Below are 23260 nucleotides of genomic sequence, written 5' to 3' on the forward strand. Positions count from 1 at the left end.
GCTTTTGGTATTTTATATGTTATTTTTGGAATATTTTTACAAAAATAGCCTGCAAAATGGTACTCGAAATACGCATAAGCAATTTTTTCTCTATCAAGGAGGAACTCAGGCTCGATTTTCGGGCAGCCCCTATACGGTCGGCCCATGCGCGCTCGCTGGATCGCAATATCTTTTCATACACGGATACCGAGGTGCTGAAAACTGTGGTGATCTATGGGGCCAATGCCTCAGGCAAAAGTAATCTGATCAAATCTATCCGGTTTTGCCACAACCTGGTACTGCAATCACACTTGCACAACGAAAACGTCACCTTTAATTTTCAGCCCTTCAAATTTGACGGCTTCGCCAACAAGCCCAGCAGCTATAGTATCCGATTTGTAATCGAAGGCATCGAATACGAATACGCCTTCAGCATCACACGCAACGAGGTTGTAACTGAAAGCCTGCATTATTACCCCAAAGGACGTATCAAGGAAATTTTTACCCGCGACGAGCGGCGGGGCAAAGACAAACGAGACATCTACACCTTTGGCAAGGTGATCAAACGCCCCTTCGATGTGGCGGAAAGCACCTCCGTGAAAACCTTGTTTATCAGCCGGGCCAGCCAGATGGATCGGGATATTGCTAAAGAAGTGTACCGGTTTTTTCACACAACCTTTATCCTCCAGTATTTGGGCTTTGGCGTGGCGGCTATCGAGAACCTGAGCACAGAGAATAAACATCAACTGATTGAAGCCCTCAAAATTGCAGACAGCGACATTGTGGACGTGAAGATCAAAACCCTGAAACAACCTGGTAAAAATATCAATGCCGACCTGACCAGTATGACCCTCACAGCCGAAGATGTGGTGCATGAGCGGCTTCAAATCACGACTCACCACCGCCGCGATCCTGGTAGAACATTTGATTTTCTCACAGAGGAGTCGCAGGGTACCATCAAGCTCTTTTTTATTATGCTTACGATCCTCGACATTGTGAAGCACAACAAAATATTGCTGATAGACGAGATAGAGGAAAGCCTTCATCCCAAAATCATCGAGTATATTTTCAACTTCTTCAGAGCTGGCGAACAAGCGCAGTTGCTGTGCACCACCCACAATACCAGATTTCTGGACTTGAAGCGAATGCGAAAAGATCAGATCTATTTTGTAAACAAAAAAGAAGACAGCTCTACTGACATGTACTCTCTGTATGACTACAGCGATTTCAGGGATACTATGGATTTGGAAAAAGCCTATCTGCAAGGGCGGTTTGATGCTGTGCCTTATGTAAACGATTCTGAGGAAAACATCAAGCGGATATTGAATGAGTAAACGCAGCAAGCCACTGGGTAAAAAGATTAAACCTCAGATATGGGTTTTTTGTGAAGGCGAAACCGAAAAAGCCTACGTGGAATTCCTGCGTGCTAAGTACCGTTTACCTATTGAAATTGAATCGCGGATTTCGGGCTCCTCTATTTCCAGCCGCTATATCAGCCAATGTAAAAAAAGCAAACCTGCTCACCCCAAAGACCTTGATTTCCTGTTATACGATGCCGATGTACCTGCGGTCCTTCAGCGCTTACAATCTATCAAAGAAGCCACCCTGCTCCTCTCCAATCCAGCCATTGAACTTTGGTTTCTGCTCCATTTCAAAAACCAAACCGCAGCCCTGTCATCAGAACAATGTGAACGTGACCTGAATCGACGTACAGGTTTTATAAAAGGCACAATCAATACCAAATTGGGCAGAAAACTGGAAGAATGCGTGGTTCAGGCATGCGAGAAGGCAAAAAAACTGCCCGAAAATCAAAATCCTTCCTCAAATGTTTATATTTTTATTGAAAAGCTGGATCAAATAAAACGCGAACCATGAGCATCACAACCGAAAATACCTTTGAAACCGCCTTGGTGCAGTCGCTCGTGGAGCAAGGCGGCTACACCGAAGGCCATGCACCCGATTACAGCCCTGATCTGGGTATGTTCAAGTACGAAGTGATTCAGTTTTTACAAGAATCACAGCCTAAACGCTGGGAAAAGATTGCTGCCATTCACGGAGCAGATGCAGAAAATCGGGTTATTCAGCGGTTGTACAAAGAACTGGATTTGCGTGGCAGTTTAGATGTGCTTCGGAATGGTTTTGTGGATTATGGGGTGCGTTTTCAAATGGCGTATTTTCAGCCTGCTTCGGGTTTAAATCCTGATGCGGTAGCATTCTACAACAAAAACAAGCTGAAAGTTTACAGACAGATCTATTTCAGCAACAAAGACCGGAAAAGTGTGGATGTGGTACTTTCTCTGAATGGATTACCCGTAGCCACTTTAGAGTTGAAAAACCAGTTTACGGGTCAGGGTGTTGGCAATGCCTTAAAACAATACAGTACCACCCGGGATAATCGGGAATTGCTTTTTGCCTTTAAAAAACGTGCTTTGGTTCACTTTGCAGTTGACCAGGACGAAGTATTTATGACCACCAAATTAGACGGAAGTAAAACCTACTGGCTACCCTTCAACAAAGGAGCAAACAAGGGCAAGGGTAATCCGCAAAATCCCAACGGATACAGAACCGCTTATTTATGGGAAAATATTTTGCAAAAGGATAGTTGGATGGAAATCATTCAACGCTTTGTGCATTTACAAACGGAAGAAATTGAGGTGGATGGCAGAATTTACAAGAAAGAAAAGTTGATTTTTCCGAGATACCATCAGTTGGATGCAGTAAGAAGCATTGGCGAGAATGTTTTACAAGTTGGTATTGGGAAAAACTATCTGATACAGCATTCCGCAGGTTCGGGCAAGAGTAATTCCATTGCATGGTTGGCGTATCGCTTATCGAGTTTGCACAACGCCACAGACGAGCGGATTTTTGATTCTGTCATTGTCGTAACCGATAGAAAAGTACTTGACCAGCAATTGCAGAACACCATTTACCAGTTTGAACATAAAACAGGCGTAGTTCAAAAGATCGATAAAGACAGTTCGCAATTGGCTTCTGCTTTGGGTTATGGCACAAACATCATCATCACCACTTTGCAGAAATTTCCTTTTGTAGTGGACAAAGTGGGAGAATTACCAGATAGAAAATATGCAGTCATTATTGATGAAGCCCACAGTTCACAAGGCGGCGAAGCAAGTAAAAAACTCAAAGAAGTTTTGACCTCCAAATCATTGGAGCAAGCCATCACAGACGACACTGACGATTACACAGGAGACGATTTCATAAGAGAACAAATTGAGAAGTCGGCAGCAGCCAGAGGGCAACAACCCAATATTTCGTTTTTCGCCTTTACAGCAACCCCAAAATATAAAACCTTACAAGTTTTTGGAGACAAAGACGAAAATGGAAAACCCAGGCCTTTTCACTTGTATTCCATGCGTCAAGCCATTGAAGAAGGGTTTATTCTGGATGTGCTGCAAAACTATACTACCTATGAACTGTACTTTAAGTTGACCAAAGCCATTCAGGACGACCCACAACTCAATAAGAAAAAAGCAGCGAAAGCCATCGGGAAATTCGTATCTCTTCACCCACACAATCTGGCTCAGAAAACGGAAATCATCATAGAACATTTCCGGGATATTGTTTCCAAAAAGATTGGAGGCAAGGCAAAAGCCATGTTGGTATGTGGTTCAAGACTACATGCCAAACGCTATTTTGAAGAATTTGGCAGATATATCAAAACCAAAGGCTATGGAAACGAAATCAAAATATTGGTTGCTTTTTCAGGAAAGGTAGTAGATGATAATGCACCGGACGGTATTTCAGAGCCTCAACTAACAGGTTGGGGAGAAAAAGAATTGCCAGGGGTTTTTGAAAAAGACGAGTACAAAATCCTGATTGTAGCGGACAAATACCAAACAGGATTTGATCAGCCATTACTACATACTATGTATGTGGATAAGAAGCTATCTGGAGTTAAAGCAGTTCAAACGTTATCTCGTTTAAACAGAATGCACCCAGGAAAAGAAGATACATTTGTGTTGGATTTTGCCAATGATAGGCAAACTATTTTAGATTCGTTTCAGCCTTACTATGAAATCACTTCTGTGACTGAAGAAACGGACATCAATCATTTGTATGACCTGAAAGCAAAGTTAGATGAGTTTCAAGTTTATTGGGCACAAGAAATTGAAGCTTTTGCCAATGTGTATTTCAATCCGGCCACTAAACTGAACAATCCCAAACACCAAAAGCATTTGTACGCTTTTACAGATCCTGCGGTTGACAGATTCAAAGCAATTGCCGAAGAAGAAAAACGGGATGAGTTCAAAAAAGGCTTACGCTCCTGGACAAATTTGTATGCTTTCCTTTCTCAAATTATGCCTTTTATTGATTCAGAATTCGAGAAGTTTTATGCCTATGCTAAACTCCTTCAAACCCGACTTCCAAAGCGAGAACTCTCAGAATCGTTGCATTTAGATGATGAAGTGGCTTTGGAGTATTACCGTTTACAGAAGATTAAAGAAGGTTCAATTGAACTACAAAAAGGAGAAGACGGCGAACTAAGCGGAACATCGGAAGCCGGACTGAAAAGAGCCAAAGACGAAGAAGCCTTACTTTCTGAAATCATCAACGTGCTGAATGACCGTTTCGGGACAGAATTTGAAGAAGCCGACAAACTTTTCTTTGACCAGATAGAAGCGGAGTTGATGGATGATGAAACCCTGCAGACACAGGCAAGAGTGAATAAAATCGATACATTTAAATTTGCCTTCAACGACAAGTTTATTGATAAACTCATTGGCCGCATGGACCAAAATCAGGAAATCTTTGAAAAGATTCTGGAGGATCAAGTCTTCGGGGACTTAGTGAAAGAAATAATGATGAAAAAGATTTATAAAAAGCTGAATGAATAATCCCAACCCTCAGCAGTCCCCCACATTTCCCAAAACCCCACAAGCCAAAGCTTTTCGCAGCGGAATGGTAAATGTATTGACGCCCCCCTTACTTCATCAGGTTGATCTCTGCGAGGTTTTTGAGGCGGTTGCGCTCCAGGAAGGCGTCAATGGTCTCAAAATGTTCGATCACGCGCTGGTCTTTAAATTCGAATACCTTTTGTGAAAGGCCCTGAAGAAAATCCCTGTCGTGTGATACCAGAATCAGCGTGCCGTCAAAGCCCAGCAATGCTTCTTTCAGCACATCTTTTGACTTCATGTCGAGGTGATTGGTAGGCTCATCGAGGATGAGCAGGTTGACGGGCTCCAACAGGAGTTTTACCATCGCCAGACGGGTTTTTTCTCCGCCCGACAATACGCTCACTTTTTTGTCCACGTCCTCACCGCCAAACATAAATCCTCCCAGAATATTATTGATCTGCTTGCGGATTTCGCCCTTCGCGACCTCATCCACTGTCTGGAAAACGGTCAGTTCCGGATTGAGCAGCGACGCCTGATTTTGCGCAAAATACCCGACTCTTACATTGTGCCCAAGTTCACACGTTCCCTCTACCTCTATTTCCCCCATAATCGCCTTGATCATGGTCGATTTCCCCTCCCCGTTTCGCCCCACAAAGGATACTTTTTCGCCTCTGGAGATGGACATGCTGGCATTCTTAAACACCACCTGATCGCCATACGATTTGGATACATCTTTTACTGTTACCGGAAAGTCGCCGGAACGGGGAGCCGGAGGAAAACGCAGGTTGAGGGAAGAGGTGTCGATCTCGTCGATTTCGATAATTTCGAGCTTTTCCAGCATGCGCTCGCGGGAATTTACCTGGTTGGTTTTGGAATAAGTGCCTTTGAAGCGATCAATGAAAGTCATGGTTTCAGCAATGAATTTTTGCTGCTCTTTGTAGGCTTTGATCTGATGCGTTCTCCGCTCTTCCCGCAATTGTAAGTAATGCGAATATTTGGCCTTATAGTCGTAAATACGACCCATAGTAACCTCAATGGTGCGGTTGGTGATATTGTCAACAAAGGCTTTGTCGTGAGAAATAACCATCACGGCCTGGGCCTTATTGACCAGGAAGTCCTCCAGCCAGATGACAGATTCAATGTCTATGTGGTTGGTAGGCTCATCGAGCAAAATAAGGTCGGGCTTTTGCAGCAGGATTTTCGCCAGTTCGATCCGCATCCGCCATCCGCCGCTAAACTCGCTGGTCTGCCGGGTAAAATCACCCTGCTTAAATCCCAGCCCCTTCAGCGCTTTTTCCACCTCCGCATCGTAGTTGATATCTTCCAGGTTGTAGAATTTTTCCCCCAGCTCGGTTACCTTCTCGATGATGGCCATGTACTCATCGCTTTCGTAGTCTGTGCGGGTTTCGAGCTGATGGTTGAGTGCATCGATCTCGTCGCGCATGGCAAATATATGCGCAAAGGCTTTGGCCGCTTCTTCGAATACCGTGCAGTTGTCTTCGGTCAGCAGATGTTGCGGCAGATAGGCAATCACAGCGTCTTTAGGCGCGCCGATCGTGCCGCGGGTAGGTTTTTGTACACCGGCGACAATTTTCATGATGGTTGACTTTCCCGCCCCGTTTTTCCCCATGAGCGCGATTTTATCTGTGGGGTTAATCACAAAAGAAATCCCGCTAAACAAAGTCGAGCCATTAAATTCTACCGCAAGATTATCAACAGAAATCATAATTTGTTTTTGAGGCTGCAAAATTACGAATATCTTTCTCTTGGCAAACCACTTTTTGTTGCCTATATTTTTGCGAATAATCTTAACCTCATTGCTATGCTTAGAACTACACTCGTTATTGTATGGGTATTGTCGTGTCTGATCGTAAATGCCCAGAGTATTGGCGCCTCTCCCGACTACGTAAAAACGCTGACTTCCCGTTGGGAGGGCGAGCGGTTTGCTGACGGCCGGCCCATGGTCTCCGATGATATTCTGGAGAGATTGCAAAACTGTACCCTTGAACAGATCTGGGGGTATCTGGGAAAACGCGGGTACCGCAATCAGATCGAAAAGGACTGGATCATTCTCAAACCCGGCGAAACGATGGTAGGCCGTGTGGTTACGGCGCAGTTTCTGCCGACAAGGCCCGACCTCGACTCGCTGGTGCGGGCAAGAGGAAAAGAAGAAGGGCGCAATCAGCGCGGCGGAATCAACATCTGGCCGATTGATGTATTGACCAAAGGCGATATTTATGTCGCCGACGGGTATGGGAAAGTCAAAGACGGCACGCTGATCGGCTCAAGCCTTGGCAACGCGATCTACGGAAAGACTGGCAAAGGCGTAGTATTTTATGGCTCTATCCGCGATATGCAGGAGTTGAAGGAAACCGAAGGATTTAACGCCTGGATCAAGGGACACGATCCATCCTTTATCAAAGACATGACCCTGGCTTATATCAACACCCCGATCAGGATCGGGGAGGTTACGGTTTTTCCCGGAGACGTGGTGTTTGCCAATGATTACGGTGTGATATTTATTCCCGCTTATTTGGTGGAGGGACTGGTAACTACTTCCGAGATGATCGGATTGCGCGATGAGTTTGAGCGGTATATGTTGCAGTTGGGCAAATACCCTTCGGGCGAAGTACATGGCGATTGGGCCGACAATATGAAGGATGAGTTCCGCAAGTGGTTTGCCAAATACCCGAAGAAAACTGGCATTACCCAGAAGGACATCGAAGCTTACCTCGCGAAGGAGGAGCATTGAGACCCCCCTTCTACTGTTGGCTGAGGTCATCCCTTGATGGGATCTCAGCCTTCCATAAGGAAGCCTCGACTCGAAGTCAGTCCCTCATTTTAATGGGGGACTGGCGGGCTAATTGTGGACATGGTGGCTTTTTAGTTGGTTTTCAGAAACGAACCCCCGGATTGTGGTTACAATTAACATTTATTTTCGTATCTTGAAGTATGGAAAAAGTAGTCAAAATAGTAGGCCTTCATGAACAACACTCAGACCTGATGTACTGGCTGAGTAAAACCCCTCAGGAACGTCTTACTGCAATTGAAATCCTTCGCCTGCAATATGTCCGACTCAAAGGTATTCAGCCCAGACTTCAGAGAGTTTGTCGAATTGTTAAATCGGCATGATGTCCGTTATTTGGTTACTGGTGGTTATGCTGTCGGTGTATATGGTTATCCAAGATACACCGGTGATCTGGATTTCTGGGTTGAATCATCGCCCGAAAATGGTGAAAAACTTGTAAAAGTATTCCATGATTTTGGGCTTACTTCATTTGGACTAACATCTTTAGATTTTACCACAGCCGATCAAATTATTCAAATTGGATATCCTCCATATAGAATTGATGTAATCACCAGTATTGATGGAGTGAATTTTATAGATGCGTATCCAAATAGGAATATCATTGATGTGGATGGGATGTCTGTAAGCTTTATTGGGCTGGAAGATCTGAAGACCAATAAAAGAGCATCTGGCCGGGGAAAAGATTTGGAAGACCTAAAAAACCTGGAAAAAGGAAAGTAGAACTGCGCTGACGAGTAGGCGAATACCCTGAAAATCAAACTTTCTTAACGCTGTTGGTTTCGACTCCAAATCGGGTAGGTGAGAAGTCGCATAACCCGGAGGGTGAGCGTAGTCAGGTAATCCGGTGGGTGAGCGTAGTCGAACCCCCGGATCCGCGCCTCCGGCGCAATTATAATAAAATGAATAGATGCTATTTCCTCACAAATTGTTTGCGGGATTGAAGTGAATTATGGAGATTTATGGGATGTGGAAATTGGAAATCTCAAAAAAGAGCAGAATGGCAGGCAGGAATAAAATTCTTGCTGAAATTGCCTTCAATTTAGTTGTAAAGATTTAATGTAACATTCTAACTTCATGCACGCCAAAATATCTCTCAGGATTCTCACCCTTGCCGCAATCATGGTTATAACTATCCTTTCCGGATGCCAGTTTCTTCTGAATACTTTAAGTTATCGGAATACATCCAAAGAATTTATGGAGGCATTGATCCGGGAAGATTATGATCAATGTATGAGCCTATTTGCGGTAGAATATGAATGGGAAGACAAGATTCATCCCGATACGGTTAGGGCTTTGTTGCCTGCATTTCGCGATTTGGTAGTCAACAATTTTGGCGAAGATCTTGATTACTCGCTGATGCAATCAGAAAAGAAGATTTCCACTGAGGAAGAAAACAGTACTCCACCTAATACGACGCGGGTATATATTCAGATTGCCAATAAAGAAGAATTTGGCGTCCTCAATTTGATGTTTTATGATCCTGCAAAAAAGATTGTGAATGTGAGCCTTATGCAGATCAAAGAGAAGATTCCGAATATGCTTCCCTTCTGGCTATTCGGATTTATTGCACTTTGTATCCCTGCTTTCAACATCTATGTCATCAATCAAATCAGAAAGAGTAACTTCAAAAGGAAATGGCTGAAATATCTGGCTGTCATTGTTTTTAATGCACCTACCATTACCTATTCAGCAATTAGTGGATTCACCTTTAAACTGTTATTTTTTCAAATTCTTTTGGGAGTCAGCTTGAGTTATACGGGTTATATGAATGCTATCTGGTCATTCGGGATTCCTTTTGGCGGTCTTTATTGGTTATGGAAGGTAAAGGCGGCAAAGGAAGCAGCTGAATGGGATGAGATATCTGGTCCATCCAGGTAAGCGAATATATTCGCCGTGTTTTTCAGGATAAAAGCGGGAATCAGGTATATATTTCAGGACAGCAAGGGCAATCTCTGGTTGGGTACGTGGGGGCTTTACCGTTATGATGGGAAGGGGTTTTTTAATGTCACAAAGAATGGGCCGTGGGATTAGTTGCCGGCCAATGTCATGGTTGAGCATACCGCACACCTGAAAATTTCGGCGTCAGACAAGTTTTTTCAGCCTTTTGTTGTAGATTAGAAATCAGTATGTATCTGTGATATGTATTGTTTTTCGCACAACCATACCGTATCCTCAAAAATCAACAACTGACTACATGAAAAAGCTTCTGTTTGTATGGCTTGCCATGGGATGGGGACACCTTGCCTCAGGGCAGAACAACGGACATCCTCCCCTCACCACATTTACCGCACAGGAAGACCACGCCCAAATGATGAAACAGTTGGGAATCACCCGGTTGAGGCCTGGCGCCAACGGCAACGAATCTGCTCCCAATCACGCCAATTATGACGAATCTGCTGCCAATCCCTGCCCGGAATTGCCCGACGTACTCACAACCAATGCAGGCAAAAAGGTAAATTCTGCCGACGTCTGGTGGAAAAAACGCAGACCGGAGCTTATCGAAGATTTTGAACGGGAAGTGTACGGACGGCTTCCCGCCAATATTCCCAAAGTCACATGGACAGTCGAAATCACAGACCGGGAGTTTGTCGGCCGCACACCCGTCATCGCCAAACAACTGGTCGGCCATGTGGATAACAGCGCCTACCCCCTGATTGATGTCAATATCAACATGATGCTGGTGGTACCCACAAATGTAAAAGGGCCTGTGCCCGTGCTGATGATGTTTGGCCGTCCTTCTTTTCCCGCTCCTGCCCAACCTTCGCCAGAGGATATGGATAAGCTGAATACCACTTTTAAAGAGATGATGATTCAGTACAATCCAGAGATGAAAGAAATCTTTGACCGGTATCCGGCTTATACACCAATCACCCGATTGCCCCGCCCCAGTTTTTTTGCCCCGCCCGTTACCGGCGACTCTCCCCCTACGGAGCAACTGCTGGCAGCGGGGTGGGGGTATGTAACCATTGACCCTTCGAGTATACAGGCAGACAATGGCGCAGGCCTGACAAGAGGGATCATCGGTTTGGTAAACAAAGGACAGCCGCGTAAACCTGAGGACTGGGGTTCGCTCCGGGCCTGGGCCTGGGGAGCCGCCCGGGGGCTCGATTATCTCGAAACAGATACGTTGGTGGACGCAAAAAAAGTGGGCATTGAAGGCGTATCGCGTTATGGCAAAGCTGCATTGGTGACCCTCGCATTTGAAGAGCGGTTTGCCCTCGGTCTGATTGGCTCATCAGGTAAAGGAGGCGCAGCCCTCCATCGGCGTGTATTTGGCGAGGCGGTAGAAAACCTTACCGGCTCCGGAGAATATCACTGGATGGCGGGCAACTATTTAAAATATGGGGCAGAAGAGGCCGCCTTTGGCCGCAAAACCGGCTGCGACCTGCCTGTCGATTCGCATGAATTGATTGCGCTTTGCGCGCCGCGTTTTACTTTCATCAGTTATGGAATACCTGAGAAGGGAGATTCCCGGTGGCTGGACCAGCAAGGCAGTTATATGGCGACGGTTGCCGCAGGTTCTGTGTTCAAATTACTGGGCGCACACGATATCGGGGTTTCCAATCATTATTTGACCGAAACCATGCCGCCCATGCTCACCGATATGCTGGAGGGCGAACTGGCCTGGCGGCAGCACGACGGCGGACATACCGATGCCCCCAACTTTCAGTACTTTATTCCCTGGGCGAGCAAGTTGCTGAACTATGAAAGGACACCCGCACAATAAAAAATATCTTTCCCGGATGAGACGGCGGTCTGTACCAACATTCTCATCCATTTATTTCTTTCCAACATAATCAGTTATGAAAAAAAATAGCGTTTACCTATTCCTTTTCCTCGGTTTATCCCTCTGTTTCCATGCAGGGTATGCCCAGCTTCCGGCAGCAGATATTATCCAGACAAAAAAAGGTGACCTGAGCATTCAGCCGGTGTTTCACGGCGCTTTGGTATTAAACATGGGACAGAAAACCCTTTTTGTTGACCCCTATAACGGGGCAAATGCTTACAAATCGTTGGGCACGCCTGACCTGATTCTGATTACGGATATCCATCAGGATCATATGGATACGACTACGCTAAACGCAATCAATACTTCCCAGGCAAAACTTATCGTTCCTCAGGCTGTAGCAGATTTGCTGCCGGCAAAGTACAAGGATAAACTAGTTGTGTTAAATAATGGCCAGACCATCGACATGTTTGATATTTCCATTATGGCCATACCGATGTACAACCTGCCTGAAGATGAAACCTCCAGACATACCAAAGGCCGGGGCAATGGGTATGTGCTGACATTTGGCGGAAAGCGGATTTATATCTCCGGTGATACAGAGGATATCCCCGAAATGCGGAGTTTGAAAAAGATAAACGTTGCGTTTGTCTGCATGAATCAGCCCTTTACTATGACCATCGAACAGGCTGCCAGTGCCGTACTTGAATTTAAACCCAAAATCGTTTACCCCTACCATTTCAGAGGCCGGGAAGGGTTGAGCGATGTGGAAGCGTTTAAGGGAATGGTTACAAAGGATAATAAAAAGATAGAGGTGAGGCTGCGGGACTGGTACGTGAAACAATAACATAACTCAACGAAAAAAATGAATATCACTTATCCGGAAAATATAGACCACTGGGAAAAATGGCAACAAGCCTATCGGTTTGGGCTGATATTAATTATGCCACCAGAACCGGTATTTTCGCAAGTTAATGCCCTTCGTTCTGAATTCGATCCCCGCTCCCAGTCGTATTGCGATGCCCATATCAGTCTTTCTTTGCCGATACCCCGACCCATCACAGAAGCCGACTGGGCAGAACTGGTTGACATAACATCGCAAGTAAGGCCATTTGAAATCCATTATGGGAAATTGAAAGATTACCCTCCTTACCCGGGGGTAGTGATTTCCATTGAACCTCAGTCGATGGTTAAACAAGTGCAGGAAAAAATTGAAAAGGCTTCATTGTTTAAAGACGCGACGCCAAGAAAGTTTCCGTTTAATGCACACATGACAATTGCAGAATTTATTTCGGTTGAAACAACCGCATCTCTCCTGAAAGAGCTGGAAGGAAAAACACCGGAAGGTACATTTTTGTGTGATAGCCTCGTTTTCATTGTTCCGGACGACAATATGCATTTCCACGTTGTGAGAAAACTCCATTTGGGCGGGCTGTCTTAATACTCTGTGCCAATAATGTCCAGTATGTCGTTTAATAAAAATCTTCCCCAATGATCACCATCCATACCCTAAGAGAACTTGCTCTTTCCTTTCCCGAGGCGACGGAAGAGCCGCATTTCGAGAACACTTCCTTTCGGGTAAAGAAGAAGATATTTGCTACATTCGACCCGGTCAAAAATCTCGCCTGCCTGAAACTCTCAGAGATAAATCAGGACGTTTTTTCAACAATGGCTCCTGCGGTCATTTATCCCGTTCCCAACAAATGGGGCAAACAGGGCTGGACGCTCGTGCAACTCGACAAAGTAGGGGCGTCCGTATTTCAAGATGCGCTGACCACTGCTTACTGCACAGTTGCACCCAAACGCCTGGGTGAGCTGGTGCAGGAGTTCCCGTGATATTAAATCACAGAATCTAAAAACAGAATGAACATGATAACTACAAACAAAACTTCCGGCATACAGTCCACCAGGTACTTGTGAATGATCCCAATGAATTTTATCCATGAAAAAAATATTTACCATTATTATTATCTTGTCTGCTTTCTTAACAGGGAGTAAACCAATGGACCAATTTCCGGAAGCTGAAATTTCAAATGGAATCATTCACGCCCGCCTCTATCTGCCAGATGCTGAAGAGGGGTATTATCGCGGTTCCCGCTTTGACTGGGCAGGGGTCATGCCTGACCTTTCCTACAAAGGGCATACTTACTTTGGTCAATGGTTTGAAAAATACAGCCCCACACTTCACGACGCGATTATGGGCCCTGTGGAGGCTTTTTCTCCCGTGGGGTATGAGGAAATTAAGCCCGGCGAATCTTTTCTCCTGATCGGCATCGGAATGGCTGAAAAGCCGGTAGAACCCAAATATTTTTTTACCACCCCTTACCAGATCACCAACCCCGGTAAGTGGAAAATAAAAAAGAAACCGGATCTCGTCAGGTTCTCCCACTCGCTGGCAGACAACGCGTATGCCTACGAATACACCAAAACCGTTCAGCTCACCAAAGGCAAACCTGAAATGGTGCTGGCCCATAGCCTGAAAAACACCGGATCAAAGACTATAGAAACAAACGTTTATAACCACAATTTTTTCCTCATGGATAATCAACCCATCGGGCCTGATTATGTGGTTTCTTTTCCTTTTCTGCCAACCGTTGAGCCGGGGGAAACGAGTGCTATGGGCGAAATAAACGGCCATCAGATCCTGTTTACTAAAGAGTTGGGAAATAACGGCCACCTGTTTTACCGAAATCTTCAAGGCTTCAGCGACCGTGCGGAAGATTACGATATTAAAATTGAAAATCGAAAAAGCGGTGCCGGCGTCCGTATTACGTGTGACCAGCCGATTTCGAAATTTGTTTTCTGGTCTGCGCACAAGACCGTTTGCCCTGAGCCGTATATTCATCTGAAAATCGAACCGGGCGAAACCTTCACCTGGCAGATTCTGTACGAATTTTACGTTATGGATACCCAATAAGTATGACTTCAAGACTACTACTATTCATTTGTCTGCTGGTTTGTATGGGGTGTAATAATCCTGCTGAATACAGCGGCGGCACGGGCAGAGACTATCCTGCCTACGGCGGAAACAAAGCGAATAACCGCTATTCTCCCTTAACTCAGATCACCGCAGACAATGTCGGCAATCTCGACGTCGCCTGGACTTATTTTGCCAAAGATAGCAGTAAAGCTGCTTCGCGGGGAAGAGAAATACAATGTCAGCCGATCGTCGTGAATGGCGTACTTTATGGTACATCTGCCGAACTGAATCTGTTTGCTTTACATGCAGGAACCGGCGAAGAGCTATGGAAATTTGAACCCGATCAGGAAGGGTTGCGCCTTCACAGTAGCCGGGGCGTAATGTATTGGGAGGAGGGCGAGAACAAGCGGATTTTTTATACCGCTGGTGCTTTTCTCTATGCTGTGGATGCATTGACCGGACAACGGATTCCTTCATTTGGCGAAAATGGAAAGACAGACCTTCACGCCGGGCTGGCCGCCGGACTTGACCACGAGGTAACTAACCTTACAGTTGCAGCTACCAGTCCGGGAGTGATATACAAAAATACGCTGGTGATCGGATCTACCGTTTCTGAAGGAGGTGATGCTGCTCCCGGACATATCCGGGCGTTTGATGTGATCACGGGAAAACTGAAATGGGTATTTCACACCACGCCCCATCCTGGAGAACCGGGATATGAAACCTGGCCGGATGGTGCGTACAAGTTTATCGGCGCCTCAAATAGTTGGGGGGGGATGTCTGTGGATGAAAAACGCGGGGTCGTCTATTTTGGTACCGGTTCTCCAGCTTCCGATTTTTATGGAGGAGCCCGCGAAGGGATGAATCTTTTCTCCAATTGTATCATGGCGCTGGATGCCGAAACCGGGGAAATGAAATGGTATTTTCAGGGCATCCACCACGACCTTTGGGATCGCGACTTTCCCTGTCCGCCCAACCTGGCTACGATTAACCATAATGGCAGGAAGAGAGATGTGGTAGTACAGGCCGGGAAAGATGGGTTTATCTATGTACTGGACAGGGATAGCGGGGAGTCCATTTTCCCGGTAGAAGAAAGGCCCGTGCCGGTAGCGGGTTTGCCCGGTGAACATCCCTATCCCACCCAGAAGTTTGTGCTAAAGCCACTGCCGCTTTCCCCGCAACTGATGACCGAAGAAGACCTGACAAATATTTCTCCGGAGGCCCATGCATTTGTCAAAAAACGATTTCAGGAATTCCCCAAAATGGAGAGCCGGTTCCAGCCTCCGGGCGAAGCCGGGACGATACTTTTTGGTTATAACGGCGGCGCAGAATGGGGCGGGAACGCCATAGATCCGGATGGGATTTTATACCAGAACGCAAATATATCGCCCTGGGAGTTGAAAATGACCGATGTAAAAACCCGCAATGCCGAGATGGCTTCCATGTCTCCGGGACATGTCCTTTACCTTAGAAATTGTTCCGCCTGCCATGGCGAAGATCGCAAGGGAAACAGTACGTTGGTGCCCAGCCTGGTAGAGGTCGGGAAAAGGCGCAAGGCTACGGAGATCGATTATTTGATCAAAACCGGAAACGGCAGAATGCCTGCGTTTCCTTACCTTTCAGAAGACAACCGGAAAACACTCATTGCCTATCTGCTCAATGAGGAAAAGTTTACCCCCAAAGTTGCTGAAGGGCAGGACAAGCCCCTTGCCGCAACACCGGCAGAACCCCAAACATTTCCCTACAAACCCGAATACGTCATTAAGGTCTGGGACCGTTTTGTGGATCCCAACGGGTACAATGCCAATAAACCACCCTGGGGAACGCTCAATGCCATAGACCTCAATACGGGCGATTACCTGTGGACGGTTCCTTTGGGTGAGTTTCCCGAGCTTACGGCAAGAGGGATTCCCATTACAGGCACTGATACCTATGGCGGCCCTGTGGTAACCGGCAGCGGGCTTATTTTTATAGCCAGTACCAGAGATGAAAGGATCAGAGCTTTTGATAAAAAGACAGGAAAAGTCGTTTGGGAATATCAATTGCCCGCGGGCGGTTTTGCCACACCGATTACCTATGAGGTAGACGGGAAACAATATATAGTCATCGCCGCAGGAGGCGGAAGAGGCGCTAAGCCGGGCGGTTGGTATATGGCTTTTGCATTGAAATAGCTACAGCCTGCCGAGCGGAAAATAAATGATTTTGGGAAAACAAAACTGCATGACGGATCGTTGTACAGGGAACCATTTTTTATTCCAGAATAAAATAAACACAATATGAATCCCAAATTTATGTTTAAGCTCAGCGTGGTAATATTCGCATTATTATCATTGGTTTCCTGCCGCCAGGATGTTGAACCAGATTACGATTATATAAGCTTTGAAATGGATGGCAATTCAATTGAACTCAAAGCAGAATATGATTCGTTTTGGAATACCTATATTAAATCCACAAACCAGGATCAGCTAGGGCTTGTGCTGCAAGATGAAAACAAAGAGATGCTTGGGCAGATATATGTGCTTGATTCGGACTTTCTGAATAAAACGCTGCCTTATACAATTGATAAACAACGTGAAGTTTTACTGGAAGGGTATGCCGAGATGAGCCTCATCAATCTGACCAATCCTGTTGATACCCTTTTTAACAATAATGACAGTATCAACTTTGTGGGCTACTCGTATGAAGATTTTACCCTTACGATTAATGCTTTTGAGGATAGCGTATTGAGTGGTGATTTTTTTGGCGTGCTAAAAACAAGAACCGGCAAAACAAAGAATATTGAAAATGGGCAGTTTAAGGTGAAAATAGACTTCAAATAGCCACGGGCTATTTGGCTTTTTGTAAAAAAACCACAGAGATTTCAGAAAACAGGGCGTTAATAAAATTCCCCTGATATCTGATACCTCTGTGGTTCGTTTTATTTATAAACAAACAAAAGCTTTATTTACAGAAGGGTATCAGGAAATTGCCTGTACCATTACCTTGGTATCTTCAAACGCTTTATCGAGGTTTGCCTTCGCAATCTCCATAGTTACATCCATCGGCTGCGCGTTGATGAAAGTGACATCGGTAATACCTGTCATCCCAAATATCGATCGGAGATAAGGCTCCTGGAAGTCAAACTGATTCATATAACTGCCCGGGCTGTAGTCATTGCCACGGGTAGTAATACAAAACATTTTTTTGTTTTTGGCCAGGCCTTCCACACCCTGTTCAGTAAATCTGAAAAGGTAGCCAGGCTGCATGATTATATCAATATAATGTTTCAGTTGGTAAGGAACCGAGAAATTCCACATCGGGCTGGTGATCAGATACAGATCATAGGACAGAAAATCGGTTGCATATTTCGTGATGACTTTAAACCGGTTTTTCGCCTCGCCTTGTGGTTCTATACCCCCCATCATCATATACTTGGCATCAGCTGATGCTCCATCCAGAACAGGCAGCGATTCTTCAGATAGATTCAGGGTTTCAACAATAAGGTCAGAATATTTGGATTGTAAAACACCCAAAAACTCATTGGAAATGCTGAGAGTTCTTGATCTGTTGCCTCTGGGCGAAGCAATAATATGAAGCAGTTTCATAAGGATTGATGGATTAATGGTGATTTGTTGTAAAGGATTGTAATGAGATTATGGAGACGAACATAAAATTGTTATTCAAACAAAATAAATTTCATTTTTTGAAACTATATTATAAAAGTATTATCTTGACTCCTAAAATCTTCGTTTGATTGACCCGACGACAGGTTTGGTTGTCCGAAGGTTTGGTTTTATTGACCGACCGGGATTACAATGATGAAATGTTCATGGTTATTGATTAACTTCAAACCAATTATGGGAGAAGCGCTGACCCACTCGATAGCTGATGGATATTGGTCCATTTTTGTTTATTTTCAATTTCGAACCTGGGTATTTCGCGGGTTTCGTACCTTTTTAAGACTGGGAAAAACCTTTATTCTCTTTTGTATTCCCCTCCATACGCTCTTCGCCCAAAATGCCCAGCTTGACAGCCTGGAAAGGCTTTTTGCCACCGAAAAAGCCCCCGAACAAAGGTTGGAGCTGGTCAGCCAAATGGTGAATATGGCCTTTATGACCAACCTTGAAGAAGCGCTGACTTATGCCAAACGAGGTGTTGCGCTGGCCGAAAAAACAGCAAATAAAGACTGGCAGCCCCGGTTTTATGATTTGGAGGGAAGGATGCATGCAAACCTTCTGCAACTGGACTCCGCCACTGTGTGTTTTGATCAGGCAATGGCCGGCTACCTGGCGGTAGGAAACAAGCGCGGGCAAGCTACCACATGCTTTAAAATAAGTTGGGTTTTCAAAAAGAAAGGCGATATCGAAAGCGCCATGAAATACGACCTCGCAGCCTTAAAACTCATGGAAGAACTGGACGATAAGTTAGGAATTGCGAATGCGTATGAACGGTTGTCTGAAGATTTGAATCGGCAGGAAAAGCCCAAAGAGGCGCTGGAATATGCTCAAATGGCCATTAAGATAAGTGAGGAAAATGCCCTTTACGGCGAATTGGTGTATGCGCTTTGCCGGGCGGGAGATGCCGCCATCTCTTCCGGAGAAAATGAACAGGCACTGGCCTATTATGAGCGAACGCTTGCGTTGGCTAAGTCACAGAAATTTGGGGTTACGGTTTTGTGTGATTTTGTCAATTCGCGGGGAAATGCCCTCAAGCGTTTGGGCAGATATAAAGAAGCGCTGGCGGATTATGAGGAGTGTCTCAAGATGGCAGAAAAAATCAATTATCCCAATGCCATTTCAACCGCTATTGCCAACCTCGGGGAGACCAATCTTCTGTTGGGCAACCATTCGAAAGCCTTGTATTATCAGTTGCAAACCATCCGTTTGCAGGAAAGTAATGGGGATTTTACCAACCTGGTCGAAAACTATCAGCATGTAAGCAAAACTTATGAAGCGCTGGGGGACTATCCTTCTGCATTAATATTTGAGCGAAAGTCGCGGAATCTGCGGGACAGCCTCATGACACTGGAAAGCGATGCCGCAATGTCAGAGTTGCGGACACAATATGAAACGGAAAAAAAAGAGGCCACCATTGCCTTACAACAGCAACAGATTTCAAGTCAGCGGGTGGTCCAATGGCTGAGTATAGGTGTGGTAATCCTGCTCGCAGGCTTTTTATTTTTCCTGTACCGCAGTTATCGCGCCCGGCTCCAAACCAATCAGTTGCTTGAGGCCCAAAATGCAGAGAAGGAGCTGCTGTTGAAGGAAATTCACCACCGCGTAAAAAATAATCTTGAGATGGTTTCCAGCCTGCTGGCTTTGCAATCTGCACAAATTGAAGATAAAGGCATTAAAGATGCCATGCTGGAAGGGCAAAACCGGGTTCAATCTATCGGCATTGTTCACCAAAAACTGTATCAGGGCAAAAATCTGGGTGCCATTGAGATGAAAGACTATTTTTTCAACCTCAGTGAAAGCATTCTTAATTCTTTTGGCGCAGAGGATCGCGTGGAAATCGAGTGTATGATGGATACACTGGATATGGACATTGATTCGGCAGTTCCCCTTGGCCTGATTGTCAACGAGTTGCTTACCAATACGCTGAAATATGCATTCCCTGACGGGAGAAAAGGATCGGTTCGCATCCAGTTGGAAGAAAAAAAGGAAGGCATCCTGCATATGGTAATCTCCGACAATGGTGTGGGAAAAAGCAGTGTGATCCAGGGAACCGGGTTCGGAGGGCAGCTGGTGGCCCTGCTGACACGGCAATTGCAAGGTTCGATGTGGGAAGAAGTGAAAAATGGAACGACTATTTTCTTTGACTTTAACCTGAAAAGTGCAGTATGAAAGAAAACCCCATCAAAGTTTTGGTGGTAGAAGACGAAATGATTATCGGGGCGAAGATCTCCCTGCTTCTCACCGAACTCGGTTATGAGGTTATGGATATCATTCCCCGGGCTGAAGAAGCGCTGCTTTACCTTACAGAGAATACGCCTGATATTGTTTTGCTCGACATCCAGCTAAAAGGCCGTATGGACGGTATCGCGTTGGCCCAGATAATGCGGCAGACCCATCATATCCCCGTGATTTTTCTCACAGCCAATTCTGATGATGCTACGTTTCAACGGGCAAAAGAAACAAAGCCCTATGCCTTTCTGACCAAACCCTTCAAAAAACTGGATCTTCAACGCGCAATAGAGCTAGCGCTTAGTCTTATGGCCACCCCTAACGTTACGGAAGAAAAACCTATAGCAGATTTTCCTTTTATTCTTTCAGACAGAATTTTTGTTCACCACAAAGAAAAAAAGGTAAAAATCCTTTTGGATACGGTTCTTTATGTGGAAGCAGAGCGAAATTACTGCCGTATTATCACCCAGACAAAGGATTACCTCCTGACAATGCCCATGAAAAATCTGGAGGAAAAATTACCCGCCGCCTTATTTCAGCGTATTCACCGCTCTTATATTGTCAACCTCAGACATGTCGATGAGGTAGATGAAAATACCGTGTTGGTGGGGGGCAAAAGTTTGTTGTTGAGTAAAGCTTACCGGAAAGAGTTGCTGACGCGGATTCAGTCGATTTGAGCCTTTGATATAAATTAAAATTAGTTAGGTTTCTGGTAATAGCCTATATTCAATATTAATAGCATTTGGTTTGATTGAAATTCCCTTAAAAACTTCGGTGGTTCTTATTGGTACGGTAATCGCACAGGGTTTTTTTGCGGCATTGCTTCTCCTGATTCAACAAAATAACCTAAAGGCAAACAAGTATCTGGGGTTGTTGCTGCTCACTTTTTCATTGTGGTTGTGTGATACCTTTTTTAATATTTCTACCATTTATCAGCAAAATCCCAACTTCTATTTTCTGCCTATTTACTTTTCCTTAGCATTTGGTCCTTTAGTGTATTTTTACACCCTTGCGATTACGGACAGTCGGTTTACCTTCAGTTTTAGGGAAATCGGACATTTTCTACCGGTACTTATTCAGGCTTCGCTGTATGTATTTCTGCAACTCAGAGATTATGAATTTCGCAGGTGGTTTTGGCTTGAGGTTCATCGACCCATTACCTACGATCTTGAATTTAACCTAAGCCTGATTTCGCTCATTTTGTACCTGTTTTTGTCCATTCGGTTGATAGTCCGATACCAAAAGTGGCTCAACAATCATTTCTCTGAAGTTTCAAAGATCAGCCTTAACTGGTTGAAAATAGTCCAGAGTCTGATGATTGTCATGAGTTTATTGTGGCTGGCAGATTTATTTGTCAGAGAAATCTGGCAATACTATGCTGACCAGCGATATTCTGCAATAGGTATGGGGATCTCTATCCTGGCACTGGCTGCAGGAGGGCTGATGCAAGCCAATCTTCGCCTATCTGGCTTTTCCTCAGAAACAGAAGAAAAAAATCCCGCAACTGAGGTTATTATTGATACAAGTCTGGTGGAAAAAATTAAAACAGAAATGGCTGAGGGGGAATATTACCTCAACCCGGACCTGACGCTGGAAGCTTTTGCCCGGCAATTAAAATTGCCTTCCCGGCTGATTTCTGCTCAGATCAACCAGGGGTTTGGGATTCCATTTATCGATTTTGTGAATCAATACCGGGTAGAAAAAGTAAAAAGGCATATACAGGATAAGGATTTGCAACATATGACACTATTAGGAATTGCATTGGAATCGGGGTTTAATTCGAAGTCGACTTTCAATCGGGTATTTAAAAAATTTACGGGCAAAAGCCCATCCGAATATCAAAAATTGTCCCAAAACGTTTCCTGATACTTCCCAAAACACGTTTTGAGACGATTGGCAGGTGGAAATACCGCAGATTTGAGCCATCATTTACCATTAACTCTATGATTATGGCTTCTGCAATTATCCTTCTGCTTGTTATTCAATCATTTTTCTCCCTTTGCCCACCTTTAGCGGAGAATTACCCCTCCTTCCCGGTGCAGCAAGATGCTAACCACTCAGAAATCGATGACTCGTTAAAGATCGCAGTATTTGTAGAAAAATATGTTAGCGAAAAACTGTTTTCCGGAACGATTCTGGTTGCAAAAGCTGGAAAATCAGTTTTTTATCAATCATATGGCCTGGCAGATATTCATAAAAAAATAGTCATCAAAAACGAATATCACTATTCAATAGCATCAATCACCAAACTCTTTACTTCAATCCGGGTGTTGCAACTGGTGGAGGAAAATAAGCTGGAATTGACGATGACCCTGAAAGATTGCCTTTCTGATCTGGCAATTCCCGGTTCTTCAGATATTACTGTTCACCATTTGCTGTTGCATATTTCTGGTTTGCCCAATGAAAAGAACGAATCATATAAGAAAACAATGGATCCGGAAGAGATGGTGTCTATTGCCATGGCAAATGAATCTGGAGCAAGATTCGGGTCTTTCCATTACAATAACATTGACTATATTCTGCTGGGACTGATCATAGAGCGCGTTACAGGTAATTCTTGGAAAGAAGAAATTCAAACCCATATTCTTGACAAATTGGAAATGAATGATTCCGGCTTTCTCGAACATAACCGATACCCGGAGAATTTTGCCGGTACTTTCAGCTATAAAAAAAGCGACAAGCCTAAAAAGGATCCCCGGTTTTATATTGAAAATTTTTATGCAGCAGGTGCTATGTATTCGACTGCTTCAGATCTCCTAAAGCTGGATCAGGCGTTGTATGAAAATATACTTCTGAATGAAGAAATGTATAAGTTATTATCTCAATCCTATTCGGAATACAATTACGTTGGATATGGGGTTTGGAATTATCATTATCCATTTGTCCCCTCACAGCCACTTGTTATGGAACGTCGAGGTGGTATCATGGGGGCAAATACAGTACTGGTAAGACTACCCGATACACAACATGCTATTATTATCCTGAGTAATAATGACCAATTTAATCCAGATTCATTTGGTGACGGAGAAAATCTCCGGGAGGCGTTGATGCGAATAGTAGCCCGATGAAGAACAGGGCAAGAAT

The 23260-nt window shown here is 44.7% G+C and carries 20 protein-coding genes; 18 read left to right on the forward strand and 2 right to left on the reverse strand.

Features of this window, described 5'->3' with window-relative positions:
* The first annotated feature begins 56 nt into the window (after positions 1-56).
* From R3D00_10335 to R3D00_10345, 3 genes are read left to right on the forward strand one after another with little or no spacing between them, the layout of a single operon-like run.
* Entirely contained in the window at positions 57-1313 is a 1257-nt protein-coding gene (locus tag R3D00_10335; protein ID MEZ4773568.1) for an ATP-binding protein, read from the forward strand.
* Complete coding sequence (locus R3D00_10340) at positions 1306-1854, forward strand: RloB family protein (protein MEZ4773569.1); 549 nt, start codon at positions 1306-1308, stop codon at positions 1852-1854. The genes R3D00_10335 and R3D00_10340 overlap by 8 nt, the downstream gene beginning before the upstream one ends.
* Complete coding sequence (locus tag R3D00_10345) at positions 1851-4835, forward strand: DEAD/DEAH box helicase family protein (protein MEZ4773570.1); 2985 nt, start codon at positions 1851-1853, stop codon at positions 4833-4835. The genes R3D00_10340 and R3D00_10345 overlap by 4 nt, the downstream gene beginning before the upstream one ends.
* A gap of 88 nt (positions 4836-4923) precedes the next feature.
* Here R3D00_10345 and R3D00_10350 read toward each other — a convergent pair whose 3' ends face one another.
* Positions 4924-6561 carry an ABC-F family ATP-binding cassette domain-containing protein gene (locus R3D00_10350; protein MEZ4773571.1) on the reverse strand — a complete coding sequence of 546 codons (1638 nt, stop codon included), beginning with the start codon at positions 6559-6561 and terminating at the stop codon, positions 4924-4926.
* A 96-nt stretch (positions 6562-6657) separates the two neighbouring features.
* Here R3D00_10350 and R3D00_10355 point away from each other — a divergent pair, with 96 nt between their 5' ends.
* The 11 genes from R3D00_10355 (at position 6658) to R3D00_10405 (ending at position 17110) form a co-directional block, all read left to right on the forward strand.
* Positions 6658-7587 (forward strand): RraA family protein, encoded by a 930-nt coding sequence (locus R3D00_10355; GenBank protein ID MEZ4773572.1) that lies wholly within the window; start codon positions 6658-6660, stop codon positions 7585-7587.
* A gap of 315 nt (positions 7588-7902) precedes the next feature.
* Positions 7903-8364 carry a hypothetical protein gene (locus tag R3D00_10360; GenBank protein ID MEZ4773573.1) on the forward strand — a complete coding sequence of 154 codons (462 nt, stop codon included), beginning with the start codon at positions 7903-7905 and terminating at the stop codon, positions 8362-8364.
* A 354-nt stretch (positions 8365-8718) separates the two neighbouring features.
* Positions 8719-9522, forward strand: coding sequence for a hypothetical protein (locus tag R3D00_10365; GenBank protein MEZ4773574.1), 804 nt, complete (start codon positions 8719-8721; stop codon positions 9520-9522).
* 15 nt (positions 9523-9537) lie between these two features.
* Positions 9538-9675, forward strand: a complete 138-nt coding sequence (locus tag R3D00_10370) for a two-component regulator propeller domain-containing protein (GenBank protein ID MEZ4773575.1) — start codon at positions 9538-9540, stop codon at positions 9673-9675.
* Positions 9676-9838: 163 nt separating this feature from the next.
* Positions 9839-11371, forward strand: a complete 1533-nt coding sequence (locus R3D00_10375; protein MEZ4773576.1) for an acetylxylan esterase — start codon at positions 9839-9841, stop codon at positions 11369-11371.
* A gap of 76 nt (positions 11372-11447) precedes the next feature.
* Positions 11448-12218 (forward strand): MBL fold metallo-hydrolase, encoded by a 771-nt coding sequence (locus tag R3D00_10380; GenBank protein MEZ4773577.1) that lies wholly within the window; start codon positions 11448-11450, stop codon positions 12216-12218.
* An 18-nt stretch (positions 12219-12236) separates the two neighbouring features.
* Positions 12237-12812 (forward strand): 2'-5' RNA ligase family protein, encoded by a 576-nt coding sequence (locus R3D00_10385; GenBank protein MEZ4773578.1) that lies wholly within the window; start codon positions 12237-12239, stop codon positions 12810-12812.
* Between the two features lie 50 nt (positions 12813-12862).
* Positions 12863-13207: an MmcQ/YjbR family DNA-binding protein gene (locus R3D00_10390; protein MEZ4773579.1), complete on the forward strand. Its 345-nt coding sequence runs from the start codon at positions 12863-12865 to the stop codon at positions 13205-13207.
* Between the two features lie 106 nt (positions 13208-13313).
* Positions 13314-14288, forward strand: a complete 975-nt coding sequence (locus R3D00_10395) for a hypothetical protein (GenBank protein MEZ4773580.1) — start codon at positions 13314-13316, stop codon at positions 14286-14288.
* Positions 14289-14290: 2 nt separating this feature from the next.
* Positions 14291-16462: a PQQ-binding-like beta-propeller repeat protein gene (locus R3D00_10400; GenBank protein MEZ4773581.1), complete on the forward strand. Its 2172-nt coding sequence runs from the start codon at positions 14291-14293 to the stop codon at positions 16460-16462.
* Positions 16463-16567: 105 nt separating this feature from the next.
* A complete protein-coding gene (locus R3D00_10405; GenBank protein ID MEZ4773582.1) occupies positions 16568-17110 on the forward strand; it encodes a hypothetical protein in 543 nt (180 codons plus the stop codon).
* Positions 17111-17248: 138 nt separating this feature from the next.
* Here R3D00_10405 and R3D00_10410 read toward each other — a convergent pair whose 3' ends face one another.
* Positions 17249-17875 carry an NAD(P)H-dependent oxidoreductase gene (locus R3D00_10410; GenBank protein MEZ4773583.1) on the reverse strand — a complete coding sequence of 209 codons (627 nt, stop codon included), beginning with the start codon at positions 17873-17875 and terminating at the stop codon, positions 17249-17251.
* Positions 17876-18127: 252 nt separating this feature from the next.
* Between R3D00_10410 and R3D00_10415 the strand changes: the two genes are divergently transcribed.
* The 4 genes from R3D00_10415 (at position 18128) to R3D00_10430 (ending at position 23244) form a co-directional block, all read left to right on the forward strand.
* The gene (locus R3D00_10415) at positions 18128-20116 is read left to right on the forward strand and encodes a histidine kinase dimerization/phosphoacceptor domain -containing protein (GenBank protein ID MEZ4773584.1); all 1989 of its coding nucleotides are present in this window, start codon (positions 18128-18130) and stop codon (positions 20114-20116) included.
* A complete protein-coding gene (locus tag R3D00_10420; protein ID MEZ4773585.1) occupies positions 20113-20853 on the forward strand; it encodes a response regulator in 741 nt (246 codons plus the stop codon). Before R3D00_10415 ends, R3D00_10420 begins: the two co-directional genes overlap by 4 nt.
* A gap of 70 nt (positions 20854-20923) precedes the next feature.
* Positions 20924-22042, forward strand: a complete 1119-nt coding sequence (locus R3D00_10425) for a helix-turn-helix domain-containing protein (protein MEZ4773586.1) — start codon at positions 20924-20926, stop codon at positions 22040-22042.
* Positions 22043-22125: 83 nt separating this feature from the next.
* Positions 22126-23244: a serine hydrolase domain-containing protein gene (locus tag R3D00_10430; protein ID MEZ4773587.1), complete on the forward strand. Its 1119-nt coding sequence runs from the start codon at positions 22126-22128 to the stop codon at positions 23242-23244.
* Positions 23245-23260 lie beyond the last annotated feature (16 nt).

The sequence above is a fragment of the Bacteroidia bacterium genome (assembly GCA_041391665.1).
Classification (GTDB): Bacteria; Bacteroidota; Bacteroidia; order J057; family J057; genus JAGQVA01.